Source organism: Bifidobacterium sp. C0047B3 (genome assembly GCF_056590535.1).
In genome coordinates this window covers 38,454-64,450 of record NZ_JBWPWH010000003.1, presented here as the reverse complement: position 1 = coordinate 64,450, position 25,997 = coordinate 38,454, and the positions used below count along the sequence as shown (strand labels likewise).

Here is a 25,997-nt window from a genome sequence, read left to right as displayed (position 1 = left end):
CAGAAACCCGCCAGCCAAACAACTTACACGCTAAGAGGTTTTTGGAATTTGCGTTCTGGGATTGGCTTTAATCGGTAAATAGTTTTGGCATCAATGAACATTTCTTCGGCAGCTCTAGTGCCGTTTGCTGCAGGATCTCGAAGTAAATGAAGCATTACCCCGTCCCACTCGAGTACGTGCCCAATTGCATCATGATACTCGATTTTTTGCGTTCCATCGTTATTTTCTTCTATAATTTTGTATGTTCTTACTACTATGCGCGCGCCTGCAGGTATTTGCTGCGGTAGTGTAGTTGATTTTGTACGTGTGTTCATAAACAAGCTCCTTGTTGTATTATGCATGTGACAGGCGCGTATAGCAAACGTTTTGTTTTGAGCTTTTATGGAAGGTGAGTTAAGTATGAGAAACAATAAATCTGTTTCTGAAAATTTCTTAGCCTTACCTTCTAAATATATGAGTTTAATAGATGATTATATTGATTATGTTCGAGCTAATAAGGGCTTGGGGGAGCGCACGCAGCGAGCTTACAAAAGCGATATTTTGCAATGTTTAGCATGGTGTAATCGGCACGGATTTAATAATATTTCGGATCTTACTACGGATGATTTGCGTTCATGGATGGCTGATGAGTCGCGAAGTCATGCGCGTTCAAGCTTGGCTCGCAAAGTAGTTGCGGTGCGTGGTTTTTTTGCGTGGTGTCAGCATGTTGAATACATAAAAAGTGATCCTGCAGAAATTTTAATGACGCCAAAAATTAAGAATATGCTGCCATCTGTCTTGGATGAATATCAAGCAGAATCATTAATGAATAATGTTGATTCTAAAGCTAATGTTTCATCTTCGTGTACCAAAAATCAGAAAGCTGTAGAACTTCGTAATGCTGCAATTCTGGAGCTTTTATATGCGACTGGTATTCGTGTTGGCGAGCTTACTAGTTTAAATATTCAGGATATTAATTTCTCCTCACACACTATAAAAGTTACTGGCAAAGGTAATAAGCAGCGTGTTGTACCTTTTGGGGTTCCTGCTTATAAAGCTTTATCTGCTTGGATTTCTAAAGATGGACGAGAAATTTTATTGCGAAATTCTGTTGAAGAGGCAGTATTTCTTGGCGCTCGCGGAAAACGTATTGATCAGCGTTTGGTAAGACAGATTGTGCATGACGAGGCTAAGAGTGCGCATGTTCCGGATATTTCTCCTCATGCTTTGCGGCATAGTGCTGCGACGCATATGTTGAATGGTGGAGCAGATCTACGCGAAGTGCAGGAATTATTGGGGCATTCATCGCTTAATACTACTCAGCGCTACACTCATGTTTCTATTGAATCTTTAAAACGTAAGTATTCTCAAGCTTTTCCGCGTGCATGATATTAAATGTTTTTAGATATTTAATTATTCATGTTTAACATGTTTTTTACATAATAAATATGTTATTTACATTTATGTAATATATATGTACGTGTAAAAAACAATAAATTTTACTGTTTGTATAATAAAATTTTCGATATTCATAATTAATTTTAGAATAAAATAATTAATTATTAGGAATATAGAATATTTTTTCTCATTTTTCTTTTGCTATTGCGTTGTTTGTAAAAATATGTATCATTGAATTTTAATCAATGAAGAGGCCTCGTAATTGGCTTGCAAGAATCCATCTGGCAATAAAAACCGGGTGGATTCTTACGTTTTAGCCTGTTCCTGACTTTTTCATGATATGACAATCCTGCCTACCAGACGTTAGGAGAAAATATATGAAGAATAAGGCTTTAGCTTTTGCTGCTGCTGCCTGCTCGCTGGCAATGTTACTTGGTGGCTGTGGCTCTTCCGCTAAGAATGCAAAAACAAACGGTGGCAAGGTTATTATTACCGTTTCAAATTCTGAGCCGCAGAACGAATTAGTTCCTGGAAACATTAACGAAAACGCTGGCGCTCGTCCTGCCATGTTGGTTAATTCCACGTTGGTAACTTTCGACGAAAAGGGTAATCCTGTAAATGAGGATGCTGAAAGCATTACTCCAAATGCTGATGCCACCCAGTACACCGTTAAGGTTAAGAAGGGAAAGAAGTTCAGCGATGGTACTCCTATTACCGCTGAGAGCTTCACTAAAGCTTGGAGCTTCGTTGCTAACGCTAAGAACGCTCAGAAGTGCGCTTCCTTCTTCCAGACCATTAAGGGTTATGCTGATTTGCAGAAGGACGGCACCAAGGGTGACGAGCAGCTTTCTGGTTTGAAGGTTGTTGATAAGAATACTTTTACTGTTGATTTGGAACAGCCAGATTCTGTATTCCCAATTAAGGTTGGTTACTTGGCATTTGCTCCACTTCCAGAATCCTTCTACAAGAATCCAAAGGCTTATGGCGAAAAGCCAGTTTCTTCTGGTCCATACTTGTTCAAGTCTTGGGATCACAACAAGCAGATTGAAGTTGTGAAGAACCCAGATTACGAGGGTCCACGTAAGGCTCAGAATGATGGTGTTACTTTCAAGGTTTACACAGATGGCAACGCTGCATACCGCGACGTTCAGGCTGGAAACCTCGATATGACCGATAACATTCCAGATACGCAAACTAAGACTTTCCAGAAGGATACAACTGTTAAGGCTTACAACCGTCCAGGTTCTGTAATTCAGCAGTTCACTATTTCTTCAAGCCTCCCACACTTCGATGTGAATACTGAAGAGGGTAAGCTTCGTCGTCAAGCTATTTCTATGGCTATAGATCGTAAGGTAATCATAGACAAGATTCTTAATGGCACTGCTTCTCCTGCAAACGAATTTACTTCTCCATTGACTCCAGGCTATAAGGCTGATCTTAAGGGTCATGAGAACACTGAATTTAATGCAAAGAAAGCTAAGGAACTTTGGGCTAAGGCAGATAAGATTTCCAAGTATGATGGATCTCTTACTTTCTCCTACAATGCTGATGGAAACGCAAAGTCCGTGTTCGATGCTGTTGTGAATTCTTTGAAGAACAACTTGGGAATCAAGGCTGAAACTACTCCAATTCCTACATTCCAGGAGTTCCGTAATGCTTGCTCCAAGCGTCAGATTAAGGGTGCATGGCGTTCAGGCTGGATGCCAGATTATCCAAGTGCAGAAAACTACTTGACTCAGCAGTTTGCATCCGTTGCAGCTGATGGCAATGGTTCCAACGACGGCGATTATAAGAATCCAAAGTTTGACGATTTGCTTAAGAAGGCTGCATCTGCTAAGCCAGCTGAAGCTACTAAGCTCTATCAGCAAGCAAACGAAATCCTTCTTGATGAACTTCCATCAATCCCATTGTTCTACTCGAACGCTAAGGCTGTGATGGTTCCAACTTTGAAGGGCTTCACAATGGATTGGCAGAATATGGCACTGTACTATCAGCTTCACAAATAAGTTGGTAATCAATCGAGAAAACAGAATAGCGTTACATGCTCTTTAGAAAATTAGTAAGTAACGCTATTTGATTCCTCTCAATAATTTAATATCGCTTATTGCGAGATTGCTGCTCCAGTTGAAGTAAGATTAAGTAAAGCCACTTTAGCTGGAGCGGCACTTTGTTGTTTTTTGAGTAAGTTTTAACAATTCAAGGAGAATTCGATGGGTAAGTACATTCTGCGTCGTATTTTGCAGATGATTCCTGTTGTTCTCGGCACAACATTATTAGTTTATGCTTTAGTATTTGCTTTGCCTGGAGATCCAGTAAAAGCAATGTTTGGCGAGAAACCTGTTAATCCTGCAGTAGCTGCACAAATACGAGCCGAGTATAACTTAGACAAACCATTTATTGTTCAATATTTATTATTCTTAAAGAATGCTCTTACCCTCGATTTTGGTAATACTTTTGCAGGTCAACCAGTTATCGATGAAATTGGTCGTGCATTCCCAGTTACTATTCAACTAGCAATTATGGCATTTGCTTTCGAAGCAATATTTGGTGTCGTATTTGGTATAATTTCAGGTTTGAAGAAAGGCAAGTGGTACGACAGTGTAATTTTGGTTGTATCGCTTCTTCTTATTTCTGTTCCAACATTTGTTACAGGTTTCGTTGGACAGTACTTATTCGGTGTTAAATGGCGCATATTACCAGTTACAGCTAGTAACGATCCTGGATTCTTCGATTTGCTTCTTCCTGCAATGGTTCTTGGTTCTGTGTCTATGGCATATATTATTCGACTTACAAGGTCTGAAATTTCTTCAAATATTGCTCTCGACTATGTGCGTACAGCTCGCGCAAAGGGCTTAAAAGAAAGTTCTGTAATTGTTCGCCATATTTTGCGAAACTCGCTTATTCCTGTTGTTACCTTCTTAGGTCAGGATTTGGGTGCTCTTATGGGCGGCGCAATGATTTCGGAAACAATTTTCAATATTCATGGCATTGGATTCATCACATATCAAGGAATTCTAAAGGGAGAAGGAAACCTTGTTGTTTCCATCGTAACGCTTTTGACATTGATATTCGTATTTAGCAATTTCCTTGTTGATATGTTGTACGCGGCTCTTGATCCGCGCATTCGTTACGCGTGAGGTGAGCAAACTATGGAAGATGATTTGATGAAAAATGATTTGATTGCAAATGATGCTTCGAATTGCAATACATTGCCGGGACAAGAACGCTACGTTGCATCATTAGACGATACTCCTATTCAAGCAGTAGATTCCGTAGATGAATCCGCTGCTGCAACAAGTATGTGGGCAGATACTTGGAGAACTTTGCGCAGAAATCCATTGTTTATTGTTTCTGCAGTTTTGATTATTGCAATTATTTTTGTTGCGTTCTTCCCAAGTACTCTTACAAAGCACAATCCTAATTATTGTGTTTTGGAACATTCACTTGAGCCAGCTTCATCTACGCACCCATTTGGTTTTGATATGCAAGGATGCGATATTTACGCTCGAGTTGTTTATGGTACTCGTACATCGCTTAGTGTTGGTTTACTTGCAACGATTTTGGTTGTACTTGTTGGTTCTTTAATTGGTGCACTAGCAGGATTCTTCGGAGGATGGGTTGATACTATTCTCAGCCGAATAACTGATATTTTCTTGGCTTTGCCAATGCTTCTTGGTGCAATCGTAGTTTTACAAATGTTCCGCACATCTAAGTCAATTTGGAAAATCGTACTTGTTATGGTGCTTTTTGGATGGGTTGGTGTAGCTCGAATTGCAAGAAGCGCCGTTATGGAATCAAAGAATCTTGAGTTTAATACAGCTTCTACTGCTTTAGGATCTACTCCAACACGTAACCTTTTCAAACATATTATCCCGAACTCTTTGGCTCCAATCATTGTCGTTGGAACAACTTCGCTTGGAACATATATTGTGCTGGAAGCAACATTAAGCTTCCTGGGAATTGGTTTGCCAACTACTACGGTCAGCTGGGGTGGAGATATTTCTACCGCTAGAAATGTTCTTACAACAAACCCAGAAGTCTTGTTCTATCCGTCTATTGCGCTCGCAATTACAGTACTCGCTTTTATTATGATGGGCGACGCTGTTAAGGATGCATTGGATCCAAAGAGCCGCAAGGCGTGAAATCATCGTGAAGGAATAGAAACTCATGAATACTACACGTAAAGATATCGACATTCGCGCCATGCAATTAGAGCAAGGGCCGTTGTTGGAAGTGAAAAATCTTCAGGTAGATTTCACAACAGACTCAAAAAAAGCTGTTCACGCTGTTAGAGATGCTAGCTTCTGTGTTTACCCAGGACAGTGGGTTGCAATCGTAGGTGAATCTGGTTCAGGAAAATCTACTTCTGCAATGGCAGTTTTGGGTTTGCTTCCTGGAACCGGTCATGTTACAGGTGGATCTATTAAGCTCAAAGGTAAAGAAATTAGCAAATTAAAGCCAAAAGAGTATGCTGCATTGCGCGGTAATACCATGGGCTTAGTTCCACAAGATCCTATGAGCAACTTGAATCCTGTGTGGCGTATTGGTACACAGGTTAAAGAAGCATTAATCGCAAATGGTGTTGACGTTGATCATGAGAGTCGCTCTTCATTAGCTGAGGCTCTTGCAGGCGATTCTGTTAAAGTCAAAAACAACGATGATGAAACATTCCTTGGCTCTAAAGAATTACCAGAATTGATTGAAGCTACTAAGAATGCTTTGAAAGAAGTTGGACTTGATGAGAATAACAATTCTGAAAAGTTCAATGAAGCCATGGAATACTACAAAAAAGAGTGGGTTCCAGGTTCTGAAACTCGTTGGCGCGTAGCAGACGATTTAATCAAGTATGGTGTGAATGACGACAAAGCTTGGGAAATTGCCAAGAAGTATGTTGTTGGCGCAACTATTGAAGATCGTATTGCTGGTTTGCTTGACGAAGCTGGTTTGCCAGATGCTGCAACTCGAGCTCGTCAGTTCCCGCACGAGTTTTCCGGTGGTATGCGTCAGCGCGCTTTGATTGCTATCGGTTTGGCTTGCCGACCAGACTTGCTTATTGCAGATGAGCCGACTTCTGCTTTGGATGTTACTGTGCAAAAGCGTATTCTTGACCATTTGCACACACTAACTGATTCGCTCGGAACTTCTGTTCTGTTCATTACACACGATTTGGGCCTTGCTGCTGCTCGTGCACAGCACGTTGTTGTTATGTATAAGGGTCGTGTTGTTGAATCTGGTCCATCGTTGGAAGTTTTGCAGCATCCTCAGCATCCGTATACAAAGAGACTTGTTGCTGCCGCTCCATCTTTGGCATCTCAGCGAATCATCTCAGTGAAAGAGCATGGTGGTAATGCTGATAGCCTTCTTGAGCATCATGTAGTAGGTGAGCAAACTCTCGAAAAAAGCGAGCACATTATTACTGTGGATCACTTAACTCGTGAGTTTAAGCTTCCTCGTAAGAAGGAACTATTTAAAGCCGTTGACGACGTTTCGTTCTCAATTAAGCGCGGAACTACTTTGGCAATCGTGGGTGAATCTGGTTCTGGTAAGTCTACTGTTGCAAATATGGTTTTGCGTTTGCTTGATCCAACAAGTGGAACAGTGACTTACGAAGGTAAGAATATTGCTGATTTGAAGGGTGCGGATTTGCTTGACTTCCGCCGTCATGTACAGCCAGTATTCCAGAATCCTTATGGATCTCTTGACCCAATGTATTCTATTTATCGCTCTATTGAGGAGCCGTTGCGCATTCATAAGATTGGCGATAAGAAGAGCAGGCAGAATCGAGTGCGCGAACTTTTGGATATGGTTCAAATGCCTGCTTCTGTTATGACTCGCTTCCCGAATGAGCTTTCAGGCGGTCAGCGTCAGCGCATTGCAATTGCGCGAGCTATGGCATTGAATCCTGACGTAATCGTTTGCGATGAAGCTGTATCTGCTTTGGATGTGCTTGTTCAGGATCAGGTTCTTCGTTTGCTTAACGACTTGCAAGCCGAACGTGGTTTGAGCTATTTGTTCATTACTCACGATTTGGCTGTGGTTCGCCAGATTGCAGACGAAGTTGTTGTTATGCAGCATGGAAAGCTTGTTGAGCACGCTACAACAGACGAAGTGTTCGATCATCCACAAATGGAATACACTCGTGACTTGCTCGATGCAATTCCAGGTGGAAATTTGAAGCTTGGCTTAGATTAAATAGTACAAGCTGATAAAAAGGTGCAGGTTTTATAGAATCTGCACCTTTTTTATTTTTCTATTAATTCAGTATTTATTTGTGAGCAATCCATAGATCGTGATCTGTGTTGGTTGTGTGATCTGTGTTGGTTGTGTGATCTGTGTTGGTTGTTGAGTGACTGTGCTGTTTGTGTTGTGTGCATATTAGAGTTGATTACATGATTACAATTACGACTTCGAATTTAAACGGTATTCGTGCAGCTGAGCGCAAAGGTATGCTTAACTGGTCTGACGCGCATACTCCAGACGTGTGGTGCATGCAAGAAGTGCGCGCTCCGCAGGATGCAATCGACCCAATTATGACAAAAATTGAAATGGGGTATCGTGCGTCTGAAAATATCGCAAATCCTATAGAAAACGATAATTTTACTTATACTAACGAAGTTTGCCGTGTAAAGGGTCGAGCTGGAGTAGCTCTAGTTACGTCTCTTCCTGTAGTTGAAAAACGTTACGGTTTGCCTGGCTTAAGCGAGGATGTTGATTCTGGGCGGTGGATTGAAACTGACGTGCGTACCCCTGAAGGGTATGAAATTACTATTGCTTCTGTGTATGTTCATGCTGGAAATGTGGACGATCCGCAGAAAATGCAACAAAAATTCCGCTTTTTAGACACAATGCTTACTCGCTTGGGGGAGCTTCGAAATATTGCGGCAAATGGCGGAAATCAGGCGATTTTGTGCGGCGATTTTAATATTGCGCATACGCCGTTAGATATTAAAAACGCTAAGGCTAATGAAAAAAGTGCAGGATTCTTGCCAGAGGAACGTGCGTATATTGATCGCTGGATTAACGAGTATGAGTTTGTTGACGTTATGCGCATGCTTGCAGGAGATATTCAAGGACCATACACTTGGTGGAGTCAGCGCGGTAAGGCCTTCGACAATAACGTTGGCTGGAGATTAGACTACCAGTTCGCAACTCCTGAGATTGCGGAAAGCGCTCGCGGATTTGTAATCGATCGTGCTGAAAGCTATGATGCGCGATGGTCTGATCACGCACCGTTAAGTATAAAGTATGATGTGTGAAGCGATATGTGTGAATCGTGGATATTAATATGCGCAATATGAAATAGCTAGGCAATCTCACGCGTATCTGCATGTAGCGTATGTGTAAATTTTTCAGTGCTTTGCTTGTGATATTCTAGTGAAGTTGAGCAGTTTACAATAAGTAAAAATGCATTGTTGTAGATTTGTTGTTTTAAGAAATGAGGAATAATGGGTTGGTTATTTGGCCGACATGAAGAAGAAAAATCTTCAAAAGTTGAAGACGAAATCGTAGAAGAAAAAACTGGTCCATGGGATTTCAATGATGAAGATGCTCCTGATTTTAGCGATTATCTAGATTTTGGCTCAATCTATATTCCATATTTTCAAGGCATTGAATTGCGAGTAAAAAAACAGCGTGAAACATCGCAAGTTCTTGGTATGACAGTAACTTATGGTTCTTCAAGCGTAGAAGTTGAAGCTTTTGCTGCGCCTAAAACATCTGGTATCTGGCTAGAAGTATGCAAAGATTTGCTTGACGGAAATAGTCAAGCATGTACAGTACAAGGTGAATTTGGTACTGAGCTACTGTTGCCTGTAAAAGTTGGAGAAAAAACTATTACAACACGTATTGTTGGTGTTGATGGTCCTAGGTGGATGCTTCGTGGCGTATTCTCTGGACCTGCAGCAACAGAGCTTGCAGATAATAATAACGAAACAAAACAATTAGATGAATGGTTTAAGGGGATTGTTGTAAATCGTGGTGAAGAGCCGCTTGCGCCTCGCGATTTTATTCCTATGCATGATCCAATAACTAGAGAAGAAAAAGAAGCTGCTTTAAATGCAGAAAATAGCGGTAAAGATGGGGAAAATAATACGTCTGATGAAGATGCTAATAATGCCCTAAAAAAAGACGATAAACCATTAGGTTACGACCAACAAGTAGAAGTAAAAACTACGCTTACACGCGGTCCAATGTTTGCTGAAATTAGATAATGCAAGTAGTAGAAAGTTAATTGAATGGATTCACAAGAATCTTTACAGAAATCCGAAGAAGAGTTTTCTTCGCAAGAGTTTTCAAATGAAGTAAAACTCAACGATTCTGCGCAAACCAACAATTTTGCGCAAACCAAAAAACGCTCAGGATTAGCGACATTGGCTTCAATCGGAGCAGAAGGATCTACATTTTCTGTAATTGATTCAATGGGTGGAGTTCGAGGCGTAATCGAATCCATGCTTCCAGGCTTGCTGTTTGTTATTTGCTTCGTTGTAACGCGTAACGTGCAAACAACGGTTATTGTGGCAGCTGTGATTGCTGTTTTGCAAGTTGTGATTCGTCTTATTCAGAGGCAATCGCTTATGGGAGCAATTAGTGGACTTTTTTCCATTGGAATCTGCCTTGTTTGGGTGTGGACGAGTCACCAAGCGCGCGACTACTATATGATGGGCTTTATTACAAACGCTGTTTATGGTGTGCTTCTTGCGATTTCGCTGATTGTGCGTGTGCCTGCTTTAGGGCTTGTAATTGAGTCAATTCGTAAAATGCCTACGGAAAACTTTGGTGCGTGGCTTCACGAATGGCTCGATTATAAGCCGCTTAAGCGAGCGTATATGTATGTGACAGGATTGTGGATTGGTGTTTTTGCGCTGAGACTCGTTTTGCAAGTGCCACTATATTTGACGAATCACGTTGTGTGGCTAGGTACCGTTCGCTTGATTATGGGATTGCCATTCTGGGCGCTCGCAATTTGGTTTTCTTATTTGATTATTGCAACGCCGTTTATGCGACTTCATCATAAAAATCATGAAGAGAAGCAGAGCGTAGAAAAGCAAAGTGAAGTAAATTCTAGCGAAGAAAATCAGCTTAACTAAAATCAGCTTAACTAAAATTGGCATTAGAAAATCAGCTTAACAAAGCGCAAAATTAAGAGGTAGTTTATGCAAGTGACGATGCGAATCGAGCGATATGCGGATCAGGGCAGATGCGTAGGTCATCTTGACGGGCGCGTTGTATTCGTGCGGTTTGCGCTGCCTGGTGAGCTGGTTGTTGTGCGCATGGATGAGCCGATGCGTGCAAAAGCGCACTTTTTCACCGGTGAAGTTGTGGAAGTTTTGGAGCCTAGTGCGGATCGCGTGGAGCCGCAATGGAAGCTCGCTGGCCCTTTGGCTCAGGGTGGCGGAGTTGGCGGAGCAGATTTAATTCACGTTTCTTTGCCTGGGCAGATTCGTTGGAAGGCGTCCGTGATTGCCAATCAATTCCAGCGTTTAGCGCACATGGATGTTTCGGAAAGCGATGTTAGCGTTGAGCGCATTCCGGGGGATGAGGAGCTTAACGGATTTAATTGGCGCACGCGCATGGAGTTGGTTGCGGATGATGAAGGGCGATTGTCTATGCGAAAGCGCGAGTCGCATGATCGCATTGCGATTGATACTATGCCACTTGCGTCGCGCGCGGTTTTGGCTGTTGCTGATTCTTTAGATTTGTGGAATCGAGAATTTGAGCCAAATGCGCAAATTCGCCTTGCTGTTCCAGAGCCTAGGGTTGAGGGTTTGGATTTTAATGATAAGTCTGCGCTCCTTAGTGCGATTGGCGAAAATTATGCGCTTATAGTAAATGATGAGTTGGTTGCAGGCTCGGCTTTGCTGCGAGAGCGCGTGCGAGTTGCGGTTGATGGTGATTCATCTCGTGCGCGTACTTTTGATTATGATGTTGACGCGCGCGGTTTTTGGCAGATTCATCGCGCAGCTCCAGAGCATTTGGTGAACTATGTTTTGGGATTAGTTCGTTCTGCGCTTGGTGGGCGCACTAAGAATACGGTTTTGTGGGATTTGTATTCTGGTTCGGGTTTGTTTACGATTCCGCTTGCGACTTTGGCTAATGTTGGCGGAGATTCTTATGGTGCTGCGGGTGCTGCTGGCGTTTTTGGTTCTGCAGAGCCAGCTCGCGTGCTTAGCATTGAGGGTGCGCCGATTGCTGTAAAGAATGCAAGGCGAAACATTGGGCGCGCAGGTCTTAGCAGGGATGTTGTTGAAGCGCTTGAAGGCGATGTTGTGCAAACGCTTGAATCGCAGGTGTTTAAGGCGAGTAAGTCGTCTAAGATTGTTCGCCGATTTGCGCATCCAGATGTTGTTGTGTTGGATCCTCCGCGCGCTGGTGCTAAAGCTCAAGTTTGTAAGCAGATTGCGAAGTCTGGAGTAAGAAGCGTTGTGTATGTTGCTTGCGATCCGACTAGTCTTGCTCGCGATGTTGGTACGTTTAAGGAGCTTGGCTACAGCGTTCAGTCTTTGCGCGCGTTCGACATATATCCCAACACTCATCATACAGAATCAGTGGCGTTCCTTTACAAATCGCACTGAATCAAGATATCGTTTTGATGATTTCTACTGTGCTTGCAGCCTGTTGTGGCGTTTTCGTCCTTGTGTAGCAGGGGTTTGCGAGGGCTATCGTTAAAAGGTGCACACACTTTGCACCCAGGCTGTGAAGTGGTAAAATATAGTTCAAAAGGTAAAGTGAAACCTGATTATTAGTATGTGCACGAGGAGGTGTTTAAGGATAATGGACAAGCTCGTTCGTTTTTGCCGTGAAGTAGCGACATTCGGCTTGACGGTTGCCTTAATCGCGATGCTGGTTGCCTTAATATGGGATGGCACACTTGCTATTAGAATTGGTTTTACCTCTTTTGTTATTGGTGTCACAGTGATCTCGCTTAAGACTGTCCTTCGAAAGACTGATTGAATTTTGTTTGGTTCAAGTCAATAGTTGAATATCTCACGTTGGGTGACTATTACTGATCTCTGTCAGTAATAGTCACTTCTTTTTATGAATCTTAAAGTCAGGCTCAATGTCCGTCCTGTTTAGCCGGTGATTAGTTAGGGTAATCGTTAAAAGATTAACAACTGTATCAATGAAAATGCACGGAAATTGCAGAACCAAGATGAGTATGAGAAAAAATATGCGAGTCTAGTAAACAGGTTTAATACCGTAGAATCAAGGCTTAAAAAAGTCAAAGCTATCATTGTTGAAAAGCAAGCGAGGCATGATGAGGTTGAATATTTTATCGAGGACTTGAAAAAACAGGACTTGTTAACAGTGTTCGATGAAAACGTCTGGCTTAGCATGGTTGACCATCTAACTGTGCATCACGATGGAAAGGTTGAGTTTACTTTCCTTGATGGGAGCAAAACGGAACTAAAGTGTTAAGCTTACAGGAAAAGTGTAAGGTAAAATAAAGGTATATCAGCAAGTCGCTGACGTGTTTTTTGCTGTTAAAAGAGTTACGGGTTGAGTATCAATGGAGAGAAGAGGGTGCGTCTGTCTAAAAAATTTAACATTTTGAAAGGAGAAATAATGGAAACAATAGTATCCGCTTTATTAGTTTTTGTTTCTACATCCATTGACTACTTAGTTGTTTTGACTATTTTATTCGCTAGTCAAGGAAAGAAAGGTTTGAAATCAATTTATGTAGGGCAGTATTTAGGTACAGGACTGCTTGTACTGGCTAGTCTTATTGCCGCTTACTTTTTAAATTTTATTCCACAAGATTGGATTATCGGACTCCTTGGTCTAATTCCGCTAGGTCTTGGTATAAGAGCAATTTTTGTGGATGAAGATATTGATGAAGAAGATATCGAGGGGAAAATTACCGGAAATGGATCAAAAATCTTAGCATTTACAAGTTTAACAGTGGCAATGGGTGGAGATAATTTAGGAATTTATATCCCCTATTTTACAGGAAAGAGTTTGATTGAGATTGGTATAAGTTTAGTAATATTTGCCTTAGGGATTTTGATTCTATGCAAATTATCTCAAAATCTCGCCTCAATTTCTGCTATCGGAGAGACTGTGGAAAAGTACGAAAAAGTAATTGTACCTGTCGTGTTTATTGGACTCGGTCTCTATATATTGATTGAAAATAGAACGATTAATTATTTCATAGGTCAAGTCCTAACTTTGGTGTAAATTCATTTCCTTCCCTTTATCTGCTATTTTTATGTTCAAACTCAAACGAGAAAAATAAGTGGTGCTTCCCACCGTCACGGCGCTTCACCGTGCTATAAGATGCAGGAGGCTGATTAGGTGGGTGCGTTTTTGCCCTTGTGTAACAGGGCTTAGCGAGGGCTATCGTTAAAAGGTTTAATGCGAAGCGGCTTTAAGCTGGGTTTTCGCGGTTTTTGAGCGCAGTTTGTCTGTATGAGGGAACATGTCTACGCTCTGGTGTCGAGTGCACAGGATGTTAACGTTAAAAAGTGCACACACTTTGCACCCACCTTGCACCGGTCAAGTCCTAAAAGTGGTGTAAATTCCGTTTTCATTTGCTGCGCCGCAACGCATTGCTGCAGGCGCACCCGCGCATCTCTTATCCCGCACCAAGAAGTACTTGAAAGTATGGCATTCCTAGTTTATACTATTTATATCGACGCAACCGTCGATATAACCGTGCGGTGGCGCGTAATGCGCAGTAACGGCAAAAATGTGCCGGCATGGGAGAAAGACAGCTTAATATGTGGGTTATGTAGCGCTGACAAACTAACGTACGTGTTGGTACGTATGTACGTGATGCGATAGCGTGCCGTTCTGACGATGTACGCGCCAACAGCGGGGAGGTGTCCTATGGTTCGTAATAAGCGCCTGAGCTTTGATGAGCGCAAACAGCAAATCAAGCGTGTAGCAGCACGTATTTTTGTGGAAAAGGGCTTTGGAAATACCACAATGGAAGATCTGATTAAAGAAACGGGTCTTTCAAAAGGCGGCCTGTATCACTACTACAAAAATACAACCGGCATACTGTATGACATCATGCTTGACGGCATTGCATACCGCAACAACGTTATTGCGCAATCGATAGCAGACGGCAGGCAGTGGAGCATGGAATTTCTTGCCGAAGAAATGGCAAAAAAGGCTGTTGACGCGAACGAACTGATGCCCGTTTACGTTGAATTGCTACTGGCTAAAAAGAGAAACTCCCGGCTTGAAGAAGTATATAAGCAACTTGAGCGCACAACATTGGAAATGTTTAAGACCCAAAACATCGAAACAGAAACGCTCAATATCGCTCCAAATCGAGTTGCGTTTATGGCATTTTTTATAAATGCAATTATTCTTTCTGCAAACGTATTGAAAGCACACGAGCTTGTACAAGACAATCAAGACCTTATAAAAGACATCATTTTACGTATTCTGGAGCAAAGTGATTCTGAAAACATCACGTCACAAGCCGAACGTGCGCACGCGCAGAAACAGCGCAAGCCGCGCCCGCACGCAAACACGCACCGCCGCACAACGCCTTCCCCATCAACAAAGGAACGCTTATGAACACCTACCGAAAACTGTTCGCCTACATTCCCCAGCTTAAAGGCTTAGCCATACTGGCAGTTATTATATCGGGCGCATCGTCCATCCTTATTACGGGCGGATACTATACCATCTATCGTTTTTTGCACGCGCTTATCGTTGACAGCAACCTGCAGCGCGCGCAAAGTTTTGCGTTCGTGATTGTGCTGTTGTTGCTGGCAGGAAGCATATTTCTAGGAATTTCGGCGCTCATAGCGCATCACGTGGGCTTCAGCTTAGAAACCGCGCTGCGCAAACGCGGCGTTGAAGGGCTGAACACGGCAAGCTTCAGGTTTTTTGATACCCATTCATCAGGCACTATTCGTAAAACCATCGATGATAACGCAGCGCTGACGCACACGATTGTAGCGCACATCATTCCCGATGCCACCAGGGCATTCCTGATGCCCATTTTTATCATTGTTATAAGTTTCTTGGTGAGCATACGCGTTGGATTATGCGTTACCATCCTTACTCTTGTTACGGGAGCAATTCTGGCAAGCATGATGGGCGGCAACCAATTTATGAAAGTGTATCAGGATGCGCTTGATAATCTATCAGCGGAAACGGTCGAATACATTCGCGGAATTGCCGTCATTAAAATTTTCGGCGTATCCATCAGTTCGATGAAAAAGCTGTTCACGCTTATTCACACCTACTCCGACTACGCGTACCAATACTCGAGGCATTGTAAAAAAAGTTACGTTTTATATCAGTTGCTGTTCTTTGGCGTGGCGGCAATTCTTGTTATTCCGATTGTCTTTTGCTTGCCTGAACTGGGCAGCCCTTCTATCCTTGCGCTCGATTTAATAATGGTGCTGTTCTTGTCGGGCGTGATGTTTTCCACATTCATGGGCGTTATGTACATTGGCATGTTTGCGTTCCAAGGCAACTATGCGGTTGATTCGCTTGAAGCGCTGTACAAACAAATGGCTGATGAATCTATGCATTTTGGAAACGAAACGCATTTTGCGAATCACTCCATCGAGTTTAAGGACGTGTCATTTTCCTACGGAGACAAACACGTTCTTCAAAATTTGTCGTTCACGCTTGAGGAAAACAAGATATATGCGCTGGTGGGTGAGTCGGGCTCGGGCAAGTCGACCATTGCGAAGCTTATTTGCGCGTACTACCCGCTTGATTCGGGCGCGGTGCTCATTGGCGGAAAACCGCTTTCCTCCTACACGCAAGAGGCGATCATTCGCGAAATTGCGTTCGTGTTTCAGGACGCCAAACTGTTCAATGACACGCTGTTCAACAACGTTCACTGCGCTAAGCGCGATGCATCGCATGAAGAAGTAATGGCGGCGCTGTCGGCAGCGGGGCTTGATAGCGTCATCGACAAGCTGGAGAAACGCGAAAATACGCTTATTGGAACGAAAGGCGTGTACCTGTCGGGTGGCGAAACGCAGCGCGTTGCTATTGCGCGCGCCATCTTGAAAAACGCGCCCATCGTCATTATGGATGAAGCGTCGGCTTCTGTTGACGCCGATAACGAATACGAACTGCAAAAAGCGTTCAAGAAGCTGATGCGCGGCAAAACGGTAATCATGATTGCGCATCGGTTGTCGTCCATCACGGGCGTTGACGAAATTTTGCTTGCTGAACAGGGGAAAATCGTCGAACGCGGCTCGCACGCACAGCTTATTGCGCAAAACGGAAAGTATAAACGGCTTTACACGCTTTATACTCAGGCGAACGAATGGAGAGTATGCAATGAATAAGTTTCTGAAACGCAGCTTCGCCCTAACTGATCAGGGAGTTCACGGCGTTCTGAAGGCAGGCATGTTCAGCTTTTTGGTATTTGTTATAACGATGTGCCCGGCAATGTTATTGTTGCTGTTGGTTGATCAACTGCTGTTGCACCACGTGCACGACACGCTTATTTACGTGCTGTTTTCGCTGATCACGCTTATTGTAATGGCAGTGTTGCTAAGCTTTGAATATGAAGCGCAATACAACGAAACCTACAAGGAAGCGGCGAACTTGCGCATCGAAATTGCGCAGAAGCTCTCGCAGCTTGAGATGTCGTATTTCTCGAAGCACGACCTTGCCGATCTTGCGCAAAGCATTATGGCCGATGTAGCGGCAATCGAGCACGCAGGCAGTCACGCCATTCCCACAGCACTTGGGTTTTGCCTGTTCTTGCCCCTTATTACGATACTGATGCTTATCGGCAACTGGAAAATGGCGCTGCTTGCTATTGTGCCAACCTTGGTGTCGTTTGGGCTGATTGTGCTGGGGAAAAACTACGCACGCGCGCAGTTCAATAAACATTACGTGCGCCTGCGCGAAAATTCGCAAGTGTTTCAAGAGCGCATCGAGATGTCGAAAGAAATTACCGCGTTCAACTTAACAGAGCACGTCAAAAGCAGTTTATACGCGCGACTTGAAGATACGCAGCGAGTGCATTGGAAAACCGAACGCAATGCGGCGTTCCTGATAATGGGCTCGGGAATTTTTGGCCACTTCTCGCTTGCATTTACGATTGTGGGCGGCATTTTCCTTATGCAAACGGGAGAAATTTCGATATTGTACCTGATAGGCTACATGCTTGCTGCCATGAAAATCAAAGAAGCGGTCGATGCGAACATGATGTTTTTCATGGAAATTTTCTACATCAATTCGGCAGTAGAACGCATCAACGAAATCCGCAACGCAAAGGCGCTCGGTGGGCGCGATGTAAGCTTTTCGTCCTTCGACATGAGTATCGAGCACCTGAATTTTTCCTACGATACCAACAAACCGGTGCTCAAAGACGTTAGCTTTACGGTGCCGCAAGGCAGCGTGTGCGCGTTGGTGGGTGAGTCGGGCTGCGGCAAAACGACGCTGTTGCACCTGATAGCGCGCCTGTACGACTTCGATTCGGGCAGCATTTCCATTGGCGGCGTAAACATTAAAGACGCGTCGGCTGAAAGTTTGTATCGCAATATATCGATTGTGTTTCAAGATGTCGTGCTGTTCAACACAAGCGTTCTTGAAAACATTCGCATTGGGCGTGAAGGTGCAAGCGATGAGGAAGTAAAGCGTGCCGCGCAGCTTGCGCAGTGCGACTTTATTGACAAGTTGCCCGATGGTTTTGATACGCTCATCGGGGAAAATGGCCAGCAGCTTTCGGGTGGTGAACGCCAGCGCATCTCCATTGCACGCGCGTTTTTGAAAAATGCACCAATTCTGATTTTGGACGAAATTGCGTCGAGCTTAGATGTTGACAACGAGCGAAAAATTCAAGAATCCCTCAATGAGCTCATGAAGAACAAGACCGTCATCATCATTTCGCACCGCATGAAGTCGATTCAGAACGCAGCGCGCATTGTGGTGCTGAAAGAGGGCCACGTTGAAGCGTGCGGCACGCATAGCGAGCTGCTTCGTTCCAGTTCAAGCTACCAAAAGCTGCTCGAGAAAACACAGGCAGCAGATGAGTTCGTATATTGAGGCGGCGCGCACCACAGCGCCACGCGCGGCAGATGGGTTCGTGCGATTCGTATAGTAAGGAGATTGTTATGAAACAACAGAACAATAGTACAACAAAACAACAGCGTAAATCGCTTATGCTGAAAGATTTAGTTCTTATTGGCATTTTCGCTGTGATTTACCTTGTCATTATCATGGCATGCGACTGTATGGGGATTGTGCCGATAATGTATTTGATCTACCCTACCATTGCCGCCATTATTGCTGGGCCATTGGTGCTGCTATTTATGGCGAAAGAACAAAAGATGTTTGCGTTTGCAATTTTTGGCATTATACCGCCCGCTCTCACGTTCTTGCTGGGCAACACGTACGTTGTTTTGGTGATTGTCATTATCACGACCCTTCTTGCCGAAGTGCTGCGCAAAATTGGCAACTACTCCAGCTTCACCTGGAACACGCTGGCATATGCAGTGTATTCGCTATGGATACCTGGCGTATTAAGCCAGATGATTTTCGTGCGCGAGCGTTTTCTTGAACTGTGTAAGCCGATGGGAGATGCTTATATAGCGCAGCTTGTTCAAATTCTTACATGGCAAAGCATGATTTTAGTAACTATCGGGACAATCGTGGGAGCGATTATCGGGGCGCTTATCGGTAAAAAGCTCTTAAAGAAGCACTTTGTAAAAGCCGGAATTGTTGCGTAACAATGGCTGTTCACATGCATATATCAACCAAGAACGAAAGTACCAGCGCCACGTCGTGCGAAGCGAACGCGCAGAAGAACGCGCAAGCAGCGGCAGAAATCGTCAATTCATTTTGTGACTCGCACGCGCACCCGTTCAATCCAAACCCCATCAGCAAATGCGTGGTGCTGGTGCTGGCAGGGCTGTGCGTCTTTAAGCACCTCCCTACCGAAATTCCGCTGTTTATTACGCTGCTGGTATTTCTGTATCTGAACGGCTACCGCGCAACCGTGCTAAAAGCGTTGATTGTTTACACGCTGCTTAGTTTTGTGCCGAATTTTGACGCGCTTTCGAGTCTGCCTGATGTGCTGAAGATGTTCTTGTGTTTCGGCTTGGTGATAAAACTGTTCATGCTGCCGTATTTAGCAGGAAAGCTCCTGGTGAAAGGTTCAAGCGTAAGCGCTATTCTGTCCTCGCTTTACCTGCTGAAAGTACCGCAATGCGTCTCAATTCCCCTTGCGGTGATGTTTCGCTTTTTCCCAGCGTTCAAAGAAGAAAGCGCCGCCATTACCACCGCTATGCGCATTCGCAACATTTCTAAACGCCACCCAGCACGCTATTTAGAGTACGTATTCGTGCCGCTGATGATTGTGTCGTGCAACCTTGCCGACGACATTACCAAAGCCGCAGAGTGCAAAGCCATATCCAACCCCGGCACCAAAACGCGCTACACCACCATTCGCTTTCGCGTTGTTGATTTTTTGTATATGGGCATTGTTGCGGCACTAATTGCAGGAGGAATTGCATGCTTACACTGCGCGATCTAAGCGTGTTTTACGATGAAAACCAGGTGATTCATTCTATCAACCTTAACGTATCGCCAGGTGAATGCGTTGTTTTGACGGGCGAAAGCGGAAGCGGCAAATCGAGCATCATAAATGCCATAAACGGATTAGGCATGCGCTACGATAATGCGCGCATCGAAGGCACCATCACCCTTGATGGCGACGAGCTTACTCAAAAGCAAATCTACGAAATTGCAATGCTTGTATCATCAGTATTTCAAAATCCTAAAACGCATTTTTTCAACGTCGATACAACGCAAGAGCTGCTGTTTTTCCTGGAAAACACTGGAGTGTCTAAAAAGGATATGCAGAAGCGGTTACAAGAGTTACTTTCTCTTTTTCCGATTGCACATTTATTAAATAGAAATATTTTTGAACTTTCAGGTGGCGAAAAACAAATTTTATGCCTGGCAAGCTCCTATATTGCAGGTTGCAAGCTTATACTGCTTGATGAGCCTACATCAAATTTAGACCATACTTATATTGAAATACTTGCTAATATGCTTCGGCGTTTAAAAGAACAGGGTATTACGTTGCTTATTGCTGAGCATCGCTTGTATTACCTACGCGAAATACTTGATAGGCTTATTCATATTGAAAAGGGAGAAATAAAACACTGTTATACACAACGTGAATTTATTCGCTTAAGTACAGATGAGTTGCATGCGCTTGGGCTGCGAAGCAATATTGACGAGGCACTCTCGTTGCCTGAATTGCCACCATACACAATAGAAAATTGTCCAACACTACGTATAGACAATCTCAAATTAAGCTTTGCCAACCAATGCAATCTTCATGTAGGCAATCTTGCCTTTCAAACGAACTATATTTATGGCATTGTTGGAAAAAATGGTTGTGGTAAATCAAGCTTTATTAAAAGCCTTATTGGTGTTATGAAACAATCAAAAGAAACAGTGTTTTACCAGGATAAACAGTGTAATAAACGAAAGAGGATTTCGCTATCATCACTAGTAATGCAAGATGTAAACAGCCAGCTTTTTAGCGAATCAGTTGAACATGAGCTCACACTTACACAAAAAAACATATCGGAAGTTTCCCTAGACTCTATATTAGAGCAACTTAACATCCGTGAATTCAAAGATGTGCATCCCATGAGTTTATCTGGGGGTCAAAAACAGCGTGTTGCTATTGCTACTAGCATGGTTGATGGAGCGGCGCTCATGTATTTTGATGAACCAACCAGTGGCATGGATTATAAAAACATGCTTGCCATATCGCACTGCATTCAATCGCTTAAAAACCAAAAACGCATTATTTTTATTGTTTCGCATGATGTGGAATTTCTTAATATCACCTGCGATTATATTCTAAATATAGAGCGTTTCTCTACACGGCATTTGCAGTGAAACTATATCGGAGCAATAAAAGAACTCAGGGAGCGTTACAAGCAAAATAATGAAATAAAAGATGGTGTATTAAACGCGCTTGTTGACTGTTAAAACTTTTATTCGTAAGTATAATTAAGATAGATAATTCGCTAACAAGGGAGTTGTTCAAGTGGTGAATAGTAGGAAGTTTGTAGCAAAAACGAAAGATGTTAGCTTAACGGTTAGAAGGGCTGATTCTTTTAGTATTAGTTGTGTTAATTGTGAAAAAGACGTGTTTGGGATTGATGAAAATCAAGATGGTATAAAACTTGTTCAAACAGAAAAAGTGTCGGCTTTTTACTGGTTGCATTGGCTTGCTAAAGGCAGTCCTGAGGTAATTATTTCGTTGCCGGAGAGTGTTGATTTTTGTGAGATTGAAGCTGAGTCTAATCGAGTATTAGTAACGGATATTAAAGCTGACAAGATTTATGCGGAGGTTCATAACGGCAGGGTGGAAGCAAGGAATGTTCAGGCGAATGATGTTTTTCTAAAGTGTCTTAATGGTTCTGCTGTGGCGAATAATGTTAAGGTTGTTGCTTCTTGCATGGTGGATACGTTAAATGGTACGAGTGTTTTAGAAGGAGAAATTACTAAGGACGCATGTCTTGAAGTGGTTTGTGAGAATGGTAGTATTGAGGTTTCTGATAAGAATAAGGTCAATCTTGGTTGTGATAATCTTGGGCGCAAAACAGATGGATGTGCTCACTACGTTGTGCATTGTTTGAATGGAAAAGCTGTAGTTAAGTAATACTGTTGTGGTGTTTTATGTCCGCTACTTTGATCAATCGCACGAAATAGTGTTTGGCATATTCTAAAAATTCTTCGGAATGTTGGAGTATTAGGCTTGGTGGTTTTTAATCCAAGTGTAAAGGTTATTTTCATTTGCTTTGCCTGATGCAACTTTGAGAACAATATCGATCAGTTCTTCATTTGGCAAGTTCCTCATAGACTTTTTTGTTCTTTTTGATGAACATGTTGGATAAAGCCATAACTTCATCGTCTGCTGGAACAGTAACTTTTTCAGTTTTGGCTTTTGGGAATTCTAAAATTACGTAGCGAGGAGCGTTGTTTTTCAAAATAACAGCTGATCCGTATGTGTCAACAAGTCGCGCAACTTTAGAAAAGTTTTGATTTGCTTCGGAAATAGAAACAAGCGTGTCTGTATTTACATTCATATCAAGAACCTCCATTTTTGTGAGAATTATAGCATATATTTTAGGATAAATAAATCCTAAGTATTTTAGAGTTATTTTATAAATGACGTATAGCCTATGTGTGCTCTAGTTGCTTATGTTTTGGGGAACAAACCGTCACAATAATCATAAAAAAGTTTCCCTACATCATTTGATTTCTCATGGTAGGGGCTTGTTGGTTATTCCAGAAAATAAGGTTCCTGAGTTTAAGAAGCTGCTTGTTTGGGATTATACCGAATATGCAAACTATAGAATAGTGATTGTCCAAATGTATGAATGAAAGTTCGCCAAATACTTGAATGAAAGTTCGCCAAATACTTGAATGAAAGTTCGCCAAATACTTGAATGAAAGTTCGCCAAATACTTGAATGAAAATTGGACAAATACTTGAATGGCTGATAAAGTTTACCTAACGAATAGGCATCGGAGGAGATTATGAAGGAGTATTTACCCAGAATTGCAGATAAATTGTTAGAAGAACGATTAGACGCAAAGGGAGCAGTTTTAATTGAAGGGCCTAAATGGTGCGGAAAGACTACAACGGCAAAACAAAAGGCTAAGAGTTTTATATCTATGGATCTTCCTGATATGACGAAACAATATCAACAAATGGCAGAACTTTCTCCTAGTACTCTACTTGAAGGAGAAGCTCCAAGGCTGATAGATGAATGGCAAATAGCGCCTAATATATGGAATGCAGTGCGATATGAGGTTGACAACAGGGATGAGTTTGGCCAATTTATATTAACGGGTTCTGCGGTGCCTAATGAATTTGATGACTCTATGCATACAGGCATAGGTAGAATCTCTAGGCTTTTGATGCGACCTATGAGTTTGTATGAATCAAAAGACTCAAGCGGTGAAGTTTCTCTTAGAGATTTATTTGAAGATAAAAATATTTCGGCTATTAATGAAACCAGTCTTGAAAAAATAGCCTTTTTAATATGTAGAGGCGGATGGCCGAAAGCAATTGGTTCAGACGAAAAACCGTCTTTATTTCAAGCGATAGATTATTATGAATCCGTTGTTTCTACAGATATTAGTAGAGTCGATTCGATAAAAAGAGATAAAGAAAAAGCAAAAAGACTACTTAAATCTTACGCAAGGCATGTGGGCTCGCAAAGCTCGCTAGAAACGATAAGGCAAGATATGTTGGTCAATCAAGAGGATACATTTGATCAAGTGACTCTTTATTCTTATCTTGATGCACTAAGAAAAATGTTCGTGATAGAAGACTCGCCTGCATGGAATCCAAATTTAAGATCTAAAGCGTCCATACGCACAACGGATACTAGATATTTTTCAGACCCATCCATTGCAACTGCTGCTTTAGGAATTGGGCCAAAAGATTTATTAGATGATTTAAAAACTATGGGATTTTTATTTGAAAATTTATGTGTTCGTGACTTAAGAATTTATACGGATTATTTAGATGGAACAGTTTATCATTATAGAGATAGGAATGGTTTAGAATGTGATGCGGTAATTCATTTAAGAAATGGGTCTTATGGTCTAGTTGAGATTAAGCTCGGTGGAGATAAGTTGATTGAGGAAGGTGCAAAAACTTTAAAGGATTTAGCATCTAAAATAGACACTGAAAACATGCCTAAACCTTCATTTATGGCAGTTTTATGTGCCAAAGCGCCTTTTGCTTACAAAAGAAATGATGGTGTTTGCGTAATACCTATTGCTGCTCTAAGACCTTAATGTTTTTATGTTCACACATATGAGACTACTGGTCTTACAAGAATCCATTGTATAAAGTGGATTTTCTTATTCTAAGCGCAGTCAACAGAGGCTCCATACCATTTCTTTTCTTCGCCATATTTTCTATAAGTGTATATATCAGTCAAAAAATCCCATTCGTGCAATTGTATTGCAATATGCGACACAGTATTTTATGATGTGTGTATGGAGGTTGGTTGATATGGCAGTTACTAAAACAGCGAATGTGAATGTGAGAATACAAGAAAATATTAAGCAGCAGGCGGAGCAGATTTTGGAAACTATTGGAATTTCTAGGGCTACTGCTATTGACATGTTTTATCGTCAAATCATTCTTAATAAGGGTATTCCGTTTTCGCTTACTATTCCGAAGTCGCTTCCAGCACAAGATGATATGGATGAGAAAACGTTTAACGCGTTGATGGCTAAAGGTTATGATCAGGCGGTTCGTGGTGATAGTTATCCGATAGATGATGTTTTTGAAGAGCTTGAACGAGGTCTTTAATGGATGAGTATAAGATAAAAGTCACTCGTCAGGCGAAAGAGCATCTTGAACTTATTCGAGAATATATCGCCACGGAGTTACAAGCACCGATAGTGGCTAAAAGAATGCTCGAGCTGTTGAAGTCGGAAATGATGTCTTTGCAGACGATGCCTTATCGTGTGAAGTTAATTAGTGAGCAGCCGTGGTGTGAACTTGGTTTTAGAAGAATACGCGTCAAAAATTATTACGTTTATTTTTGTGTTGATGATAGTAGAAAAGAAGTTCAAATACTCGCGGTTATCTACGTGAGAAGAGACCAGACTAAACAACTGGAAGAATTGTAATGTAACGCGCTATCAAGCCAATCTTAAACCTTTTAACGATAGCTTTTCCTAACGTTAAAAAGTGCACCCACTATCCATAGTGTGCACTCAAAAAAGTGTATAAATACTACGAGTGCTCTCAATCTACATTGAGAGCACTGTAAATGATGTCAAGCGCAGATTAGCTGGGTGCGCTTTTGCTAATCACATCTGCATTTGTTATTTCGCTGCATTGTTATTTAGTATCCATTGTTATCTCATCTCTTTTTTACCAAATTGTGTTATTGCAATCAAAAATACGAACACAGATATTGCAATTGCACATGGCAAAAATGGCATAAGATTAAATCTGTTCCCTAGTCCTGTTGAAGTAACGGCATGTAGAGAGCGAGAAACCATATATCCGCTGTAACAATAAGGATAAACTATCCAAAGTGGAGTATTTGCTATTAATACGCCAGGAATTACAAGAAGTATATTTAATCCAACGGATAACATTGACTTTTCAAAAAGCACAGTAATCGCCCACATGACTATTACGCTTGGAATCATAGTCAAAAACAGAGTTAAACACCATTTTAGTAGATACATAATTGGTAGCGTTTCTGTAACTCCTGTGCTACTAGTTGCAAACAATCCTGCTATAATGAATACGGCAAAAAATACAACCATTTCCATAAGCAAATAAAATAACAGTACACAAAATTTTGCAGCAGAAATCGCGTATCTGCTAACAGGCAGAGCCAACATTTTTAATATGCCGTTATTGCTTGTTTCTCGTCCTGCAATCATCACGCAAATAACAATCATACTAAGCGGAAGCAGATAATATGAGTAGACTAATGCGCTTTGAATAAACATAGCAGCCCATGGGTGTGTATATTCTGGAGTGAAGTAGCTATGAAGACTTGCTACACCAGAGCCAACCACAAGTAGCGGTGAAATAAAAATCAAAGGAATAATTTTACTACGCTTTACTTTCTTAAATTCGATTCTAAGAAGTTCAAAAAATCTCATTTT

26 protein-coding genes are annotated in these 25,997 nt (G+C 42.1%); 23 read left to right on the top strand and 3 right to left on the bottom strand.

Annotated features, from left to right (window positions below):
- Nucleotides 1–23 precede the first annotated feature (23 nt).
- Complete coding sequence (locus AC1EKT_RS04100) at nt 24–314, bottom strand: DUF6725 family protein (protein ID WP_481616039.1); 291 nt, start codon at nt 312–314, stop codon at nt 24–26.
- 85 nt (nt 315–399) lie between these two features.
- Here AC1EKT_RS04100 and AC1EKT_RS04095 point away from each other — a divergent pair, with 85 nt between their 5' ends.
- From AC1EKT_RS04095 to AC1EKT_RS04005, 19 genes are all read left to right on the top strand, one after another.
- The gene (locus AC1EKT_RS04095; RefSeq protein WP_415683428.1) at nt 400–1,368 is read left to right on the top strand and encodes a tyrosine recombinase XerC; all 969 of its coding nucleotides are present in this window, start codon (nt 400–402) and stop codon (nt 1,366–1,368) included.
- 386 nt (nt 1,369–1,754) lie between these two features.
- A complete protein-coding gene (locus AC1EKT_RS04090; RefSeq protein ID WP_415683429.1) occupies nt 1,755–3,383 on the top strand; it encodes a peptide ABC transporter substrate-binding protein in 1,629 nt (542 codons plus the stop codon).
- A gap of 204 nt (nt 3,384–3,587) precedes the next feature.
- Nucleotides 3,588–4,514 carry an ABC transporter permease gene (locus tag AC1EKT_RS04085; RefSeq protein WP_415683430.1) on the top strand — a complete coding sequence of 309 codons (927 nt, stop codon included), beginning with the start codon at nt 3,588–3,590 and terminating at the stop codon, nt 4,512–4,514.
- A gap of 12 nt (nt 4,515–4,526) precedes the next feature.
- Nucleotides 4,527–5,519 (top strand): ABC transporter permease, encoded by a 993-nt coding sequence (locus AC1EKT_RS04080; RefSeq protein ID WP_415686973.1) that lies wholly within the window; start codon nt 4,527–4,529, stop codon nt 5,517–5,519.
- 25 nt (nt 5,520–5,544) lie between these two features.
- Nucleotides 5,545–7,569 (top strand): dipeptide ABC transporter ATP-binding protein, encoded by a 2,025-nt coding sequence (locus tag AC1EKT_RS04075; protein WP_419399007.1) that lies wholly within the window; start codon nt 5,545–5,547, stop codon nt 7,567–7,569.
- 197 nt (nt 7,570–7,766) lie between these two features.
- The gene (locus AC1EKT_RS04070) at nt 7,767–8,633 is read left to right on the top strand and encodes an exodeoxyribonuclease III (protein WP_415686972.1); all 867 of its coding nucleotides are present in this window, start codon (nt 7,767–7,769) and stop codon (nt 8,631–8,633) included.
- 189 nt (nt 8,634–8,822) lie between these two features.
- Nucleotides 8,823–9,587 carry a DUF3710 domain-containing protein gene (locus AC1EKT_RS04065; RefSeq protein ID WP_415686971.1) on the top strand — a complete coding sequence of 255 codons (765 nt, stop codon included), beginning with the start codon at nt 8,823–8,825 and terminating at the stop codon, nt 9,585–9,587.
- A 24-nt stretch (nt 9,588–9,611) separates the two neighbouring features.
- Nucleotides 9,612–10,463 (top strand): DUF3159 domain-containing protein, encoded by an 852-nt coding sequence (locus AC1EKT_RS04060; RefSeq protein WP_481616038.1) that lies wholly within the window; start codon nt 9,612–9,614, stop codon nt 10,461–10,463.
- Between the two features lie 66 nt (nt 10,464–10,529).
- On the top strand, nt 10,530–11,948 hold the full coding sequence (locus AC1EKT_RS04055) for a class I SAM-dependent RNA methyltransferase (protein ID WP_481616037.1): 1,419 nt from the start codon (nt 10,530–10,532) through the stop codon (nt 11,946–11,948).
- Between the two features lie 199 nt (nt 11,949–12,147).
- Nucleotides 12,148–12,327 (top strand): hypothetical protein, encoded by a 180-nt coding sequence (locus AC1EKT_RS04050; RefSeq protein WP_009994761.1) that lies wholly within the window; start codon nt 12,148–12,150, stop codon nt 12,325–12,327.
- Between the two features lie 186 nt (nt 12,328–12,513).
- Nucleotides 12,514–12,792, top strand: coding sequence for a hypothetical protein (locus AC1EKT_RS04045; protein ID WP_481616036.1), 279 nt, complete (start codon nt 12,514–12,516; stop codon nt 12,790–12,792).
- 147 nt (nt 12,793–12,939) lie between these two features.
- Nucleotides 12,940–13,551: a CadD family cadmium resistance transporter gene (locus AC1EKT_RS04040; RefSeq protein WP_421784436.1), complete on the top strand. Its 612-nt coding sequence runs from the start codon at nt 12,940–12,942 to the stop codon at nt 13,549–13,551.
- Between the two features lie 651 nt (nt 13,552–14,202).
- Nucleotides 14,203–14,904, top strand: coding sequence for a TetR/AcrR family transcriptional regulator (locus AC1EKT_RS04035; protein WP_415683442.1), 702 nt, complete (start codon nt 14,203–14,205; stop codon nt 14,902–14,904).
- A complete protein-coding gene (locus AC1EKT_RS04030) occupies nt 14,901–16,646 on the top strand; it encodes an ABC transporter ATP-binding protein (RefSeq protein ID WP_421784434.1) in 1,746 nt (581 codons plus the stop codon). Before AC1EKT_RS04035 ends, AC1EKT_RS04030 begins: the two co-directional genes overlap by 4 nt.
- Complete coding sequence (locus AC1EKT_RS04025) at nt 16,639–18,357, top strand: ABC transporter ATP-binding protein (RefSeq protein WP_415689342.1); 1,719 nt, start codon at nt 16,639–16,641, stop codon at nt 18,355–18,357. Before AC1EKT_RS04030 ends, AC1EKT_RS04025 begins: the two co-directional genes overlap by 8 nt.
- A 68-nt stretch (nt 18,358–18,425) precedes the next feature.
- Entirely contained in the window at nt 18,426–19,040 is a 615-nt protein-coding gene (locus tag AC1EKT_RS04020; protein ID WP_415683445.1) for an MptD family putative ECF transporter S component, read from the top strand.
- A 2-nt stretch (nt 19,041–19,042) separates the two neighbouring features.
- Entirely contained in the window at nt 19,043–19,846 is an 804-nt protein-coding gene (locus AC1EKT_RS04015; protein WP_415689344.1) for an energy-coupling factor transporter transmembrane component T, read from the top strand.
- Complete coding sequence (locus AC1EKT_RS04010; protein WP_481616035.1) at nt 19,825–21,231, top strand: ABC transporter ATP-binding protein; 1,407 nt, start codon at nt 19,825–19,827, stop codon at nt 21,229–21,231. The genes AC1EKT_RS04015 and AC1EKT_RS04010 overlap by 22 nt, the downstream gene beginning before the upstream one ends.
- A gap of 151 nt (nt 21,232–21,382) precedes the next feature.
- On the top strand, nt 21,383–22,000 hold the full coding sequence (locus tag AC1EKT_RS04005; RefSeq protein WP_481616034.1) for a DUF4097 family beta strand repeat-containing protein: 618 nt from the start codon (nt 21,383–21,385) through the stop codon (nt 21,998–22,000).
- Nucleotides 22,001–22,178: 178 nt separating this feature from the next.
- Here the strand turns inward: AC1EKT_RS04005 and AC1EKT_RS04000 are convergent, their stop codons facing one another.
- On the bottom strand, nt 22,179–22,427 hold the full coding sequence (locus tag AC1EKT_RS04000) for a prevent-host-death protein (protein WP_004128496.1): 249 nt from the start codon (nt 22,425–22,427) through the stop codon (nt 22,179–22,181).
- A 115-nt stretch (nt 22,428–22,542) separates the two neighbouring features.
- Between AC1EKT_RS04000 and AC1EKT_RS03995 the strand changes: the two genes are divergently transcribed.
- The 4 genes from AC1EKT_RS03995 (at nt 22,543) to AC1EKT_RS03980 (ending at nt 24,998) form a co-directional block, all read left to right on the top strand.
- The gene (locus tag AC1EKT_RS03995) at nt 22,543–22,725 is read left to right on the top strand and encodes a hypothetical protein (protein WP_415683450.1); all 183 of its coding nucleotides are present in this window, start codon (nt 22,543–22,545) and stop codon (nt 22,723–22,725) included.
- A gap of 155 nt (nt 22,726–22,880) precedes the next feature.
- Nucleotides 22,881–24,152: an ATP-binding protein gene (locus tag AC1EKT_RS03990; protein WP_421784427.1), complete on the top strand. Its 1,272-nt coding sequence runs from the start codon at nt 22,881–22,883 to the stop codon at nt 24,150–24,152.
- A 220-nt stretch (nt 24,153–24,372) separates the two neighbouring features.
- Entirely contained in the window at nt 24,373–24,675 is a 303-nt protein-coding gene (locus AC1EKT_RS03985) for a type II toxin-antitoxin system RelB/DinJ family antitoxin (RefSeq protein WP_415683452.1), read from the top strand.
- On the top strand, nt 24,675–24,998 hold the full coding sequence (locus AC1EKT_RS03980; RefSeq protein WP_415683441.1) for a type II toxin-antitoxin system RelE/ParE family toxin: 324 nt from the start codon (nt 24,675–24,677) through the stop codon (nt 24,996–24,998). The genes AC1EKT_RS03985 and AC1EKT_RS03980 overlap by 1 nt, the downstream gene beginning before the upstream one ends.
- A gap of 231 nt (nt 24,999–25,229) precedes the next feature.
- Here the strand turns inward: AC1EKT_RS03980 and AC1EKT_RS03975 are convergent, their stop codons facing one another.
- Entirely contained in the window at nt 25,230–25,994 is a 765-nt protein-coding gene (locus AC1EKT_RS03975) for an ABC transporter permease (protein ID WP_415683579.1), read from the bottom strand.
- Between the last annotated feature and the right edge of the window lie 3 nt (nt 25,995–25,997).

Coding starts and splice junctions, on each gene's coding strand:
- AC1EKT_RS04100 (WP_481616039.1), bottom strand. CDS start 314: ATGAACACACGTACAAAATCAACTACACTACCGCAGCAAATACCTGCA.
- AC1EKT_RS04095 (WP_415683428.1), top strand. CDS start 400: ATGAGAAACAATAAATCTGTTTCTGAAAATTTCTTAGCCTTACCTTCT.
- AC1EKT_RS04090 (WP_415683429.1), top strand. CDS start 1,755: ATGAAGAATAAGGCTTTAGCTTTTGCTGCTGCTGCCTGCTCGCTGGCA.
- AC1EKT_RS04085 (WP_415683430.1), top strand. CDS start 3,588: ATGGGTAAGTACATTCTGCGTCGTATTTTGCAGATGATTCCTGTTGTT.
- AC1EKT_RS04080 (WP_415686973.1), top strand. CDS start 4,527: ATGGAAGATGATTTGATGAAAAATGATTTGATTGCAAATGATGCTTCG.
- AC1EKT_RS04075 (WP_419399007.1), top strand. CDS start 5,545: ATGAATACTACACGTAAAGATATCGACATTCGCGCCATGCAATTAGAG.
- AC1EKT_RS04070 (WP_415686972.1), top strand. CDS start 7,767: ATGATTACAATTACGACTTCGAATTTAAACGGTATTCGTGCAGCTGAG.
- AC1EKT_RS04065 (WP_415686971.1), top strand. CDS start 8,823: ATGGGTTGGTTATTTGGCCGACATGAAGAAGAAAAATCTTCAAAAGTT.
- AC1EKT_RS04060 (WP_481616038.1), top strand. CDS start 9,612: ATGGATTCACAAGAATCTTTACAGAAATCCGAAGAAGAGTTTTCTTCG.
- AC1EKT_RS04055 (WP_481616037.1), top strand. CDS start 10,530: ATGCAAGTGACGATGCGAATCGAGCGATATGCGGATCAGGGCAGATGC.
- AC1EKT_RS04050 (WP_009994761.1), top strand. CDS start 12,148: ATGGACAAGCTCGTTCGTTTTTGCCGTGAAGTAGCGACATTCGGCTTG.
- AC1EKT_RS04040 (WP_421784436.1), top strand. CDS start 12,940: ATGGAAACAATAGTATCCGCTTTATTAGTTTTTGTTTCTACATCCATT.
- AC1EKT_RS04035 (WP_415683442.1), top strand. CDS start 14,203: ATGGTTCGTAATAAGCGCCTGAGCTTTGATGAGCGCAAACAGCAAATC.
- AC1EKT_RS04030 (WP_421784434.1), top strand. CDS start 14,901: ATGAACACCTACCGAAAACTGTTCGCCTACATTCCCCAGCTTAAAGGC.
- AC1EKT_RS04025 (WP_415689342.1), top strand. CDS start 16,639: ATGAATAAGTTTCTGAAACGCAGCTTCGCCCTAACTGATCAGGGAGTT.
- AC1EKT_RS04020 (WP_415683445.1), top strand. CDS start 18,426: ATGAAACAACAGAACAATAGTACAACAAAACAACAGCGTAAATCGCTT.
- AC1EKT_RS04015 (WP_415689344.1), top strand. CDS start 19,043: ATGGCTGTTCACATGCATATATCAACCAAGAACGAAAGTACCAGCGCC.
- AC1EKT_RS04010 (WP_481616035.1), top strand. CDS start 19,825: ATGCTTACACTGCGCGATCTAAGCGTGTTTTACGATGAAAACCAGGTG.
- AC1EKT_RS04000 (WP_004128496.1), bottom strand. CDS start 22,427: ATGAATGTAAATACAGACACGCTTGTTTCTATTTCCGAAGCAAATCAA.
- AC1EKT_RS03995 (WP_415683450.1), top strand. CDS start 22,543: ATGTTTTGGGGAACAAACCGTCACAATAATCATAAAAAAGTTTCCCTA.
- AC1EKT_RS03990 (WP_421784427.1), top strand. CDS start 22,881: ATGAAGGAGTATTTACCCAGAATTGCAGATAAATTGTTAGAAGAACGA.
- AC1EKT_RS03985 (WP_415683452.1), top strand. CDS start 24,373: ATGGCAGTTACTAAAACAGCGAATGTGAATGTGAGAATACAAGAAAAT.
- AC1EKT_RS03980 (WP_415683441.1), top strand. CDS start 24,675: ATGGATGAGTATAAGATAAAAGTCACTCGTCAGGCGAAAGAGCATCTT.
- AC1EKT_RS03975 (WP_415683579.1), bottom strand. CDS start 25,994: ATGAGATTTTTTGAACTTCTTAGAATCGAATTTAAGAAAGTAAAGCGT.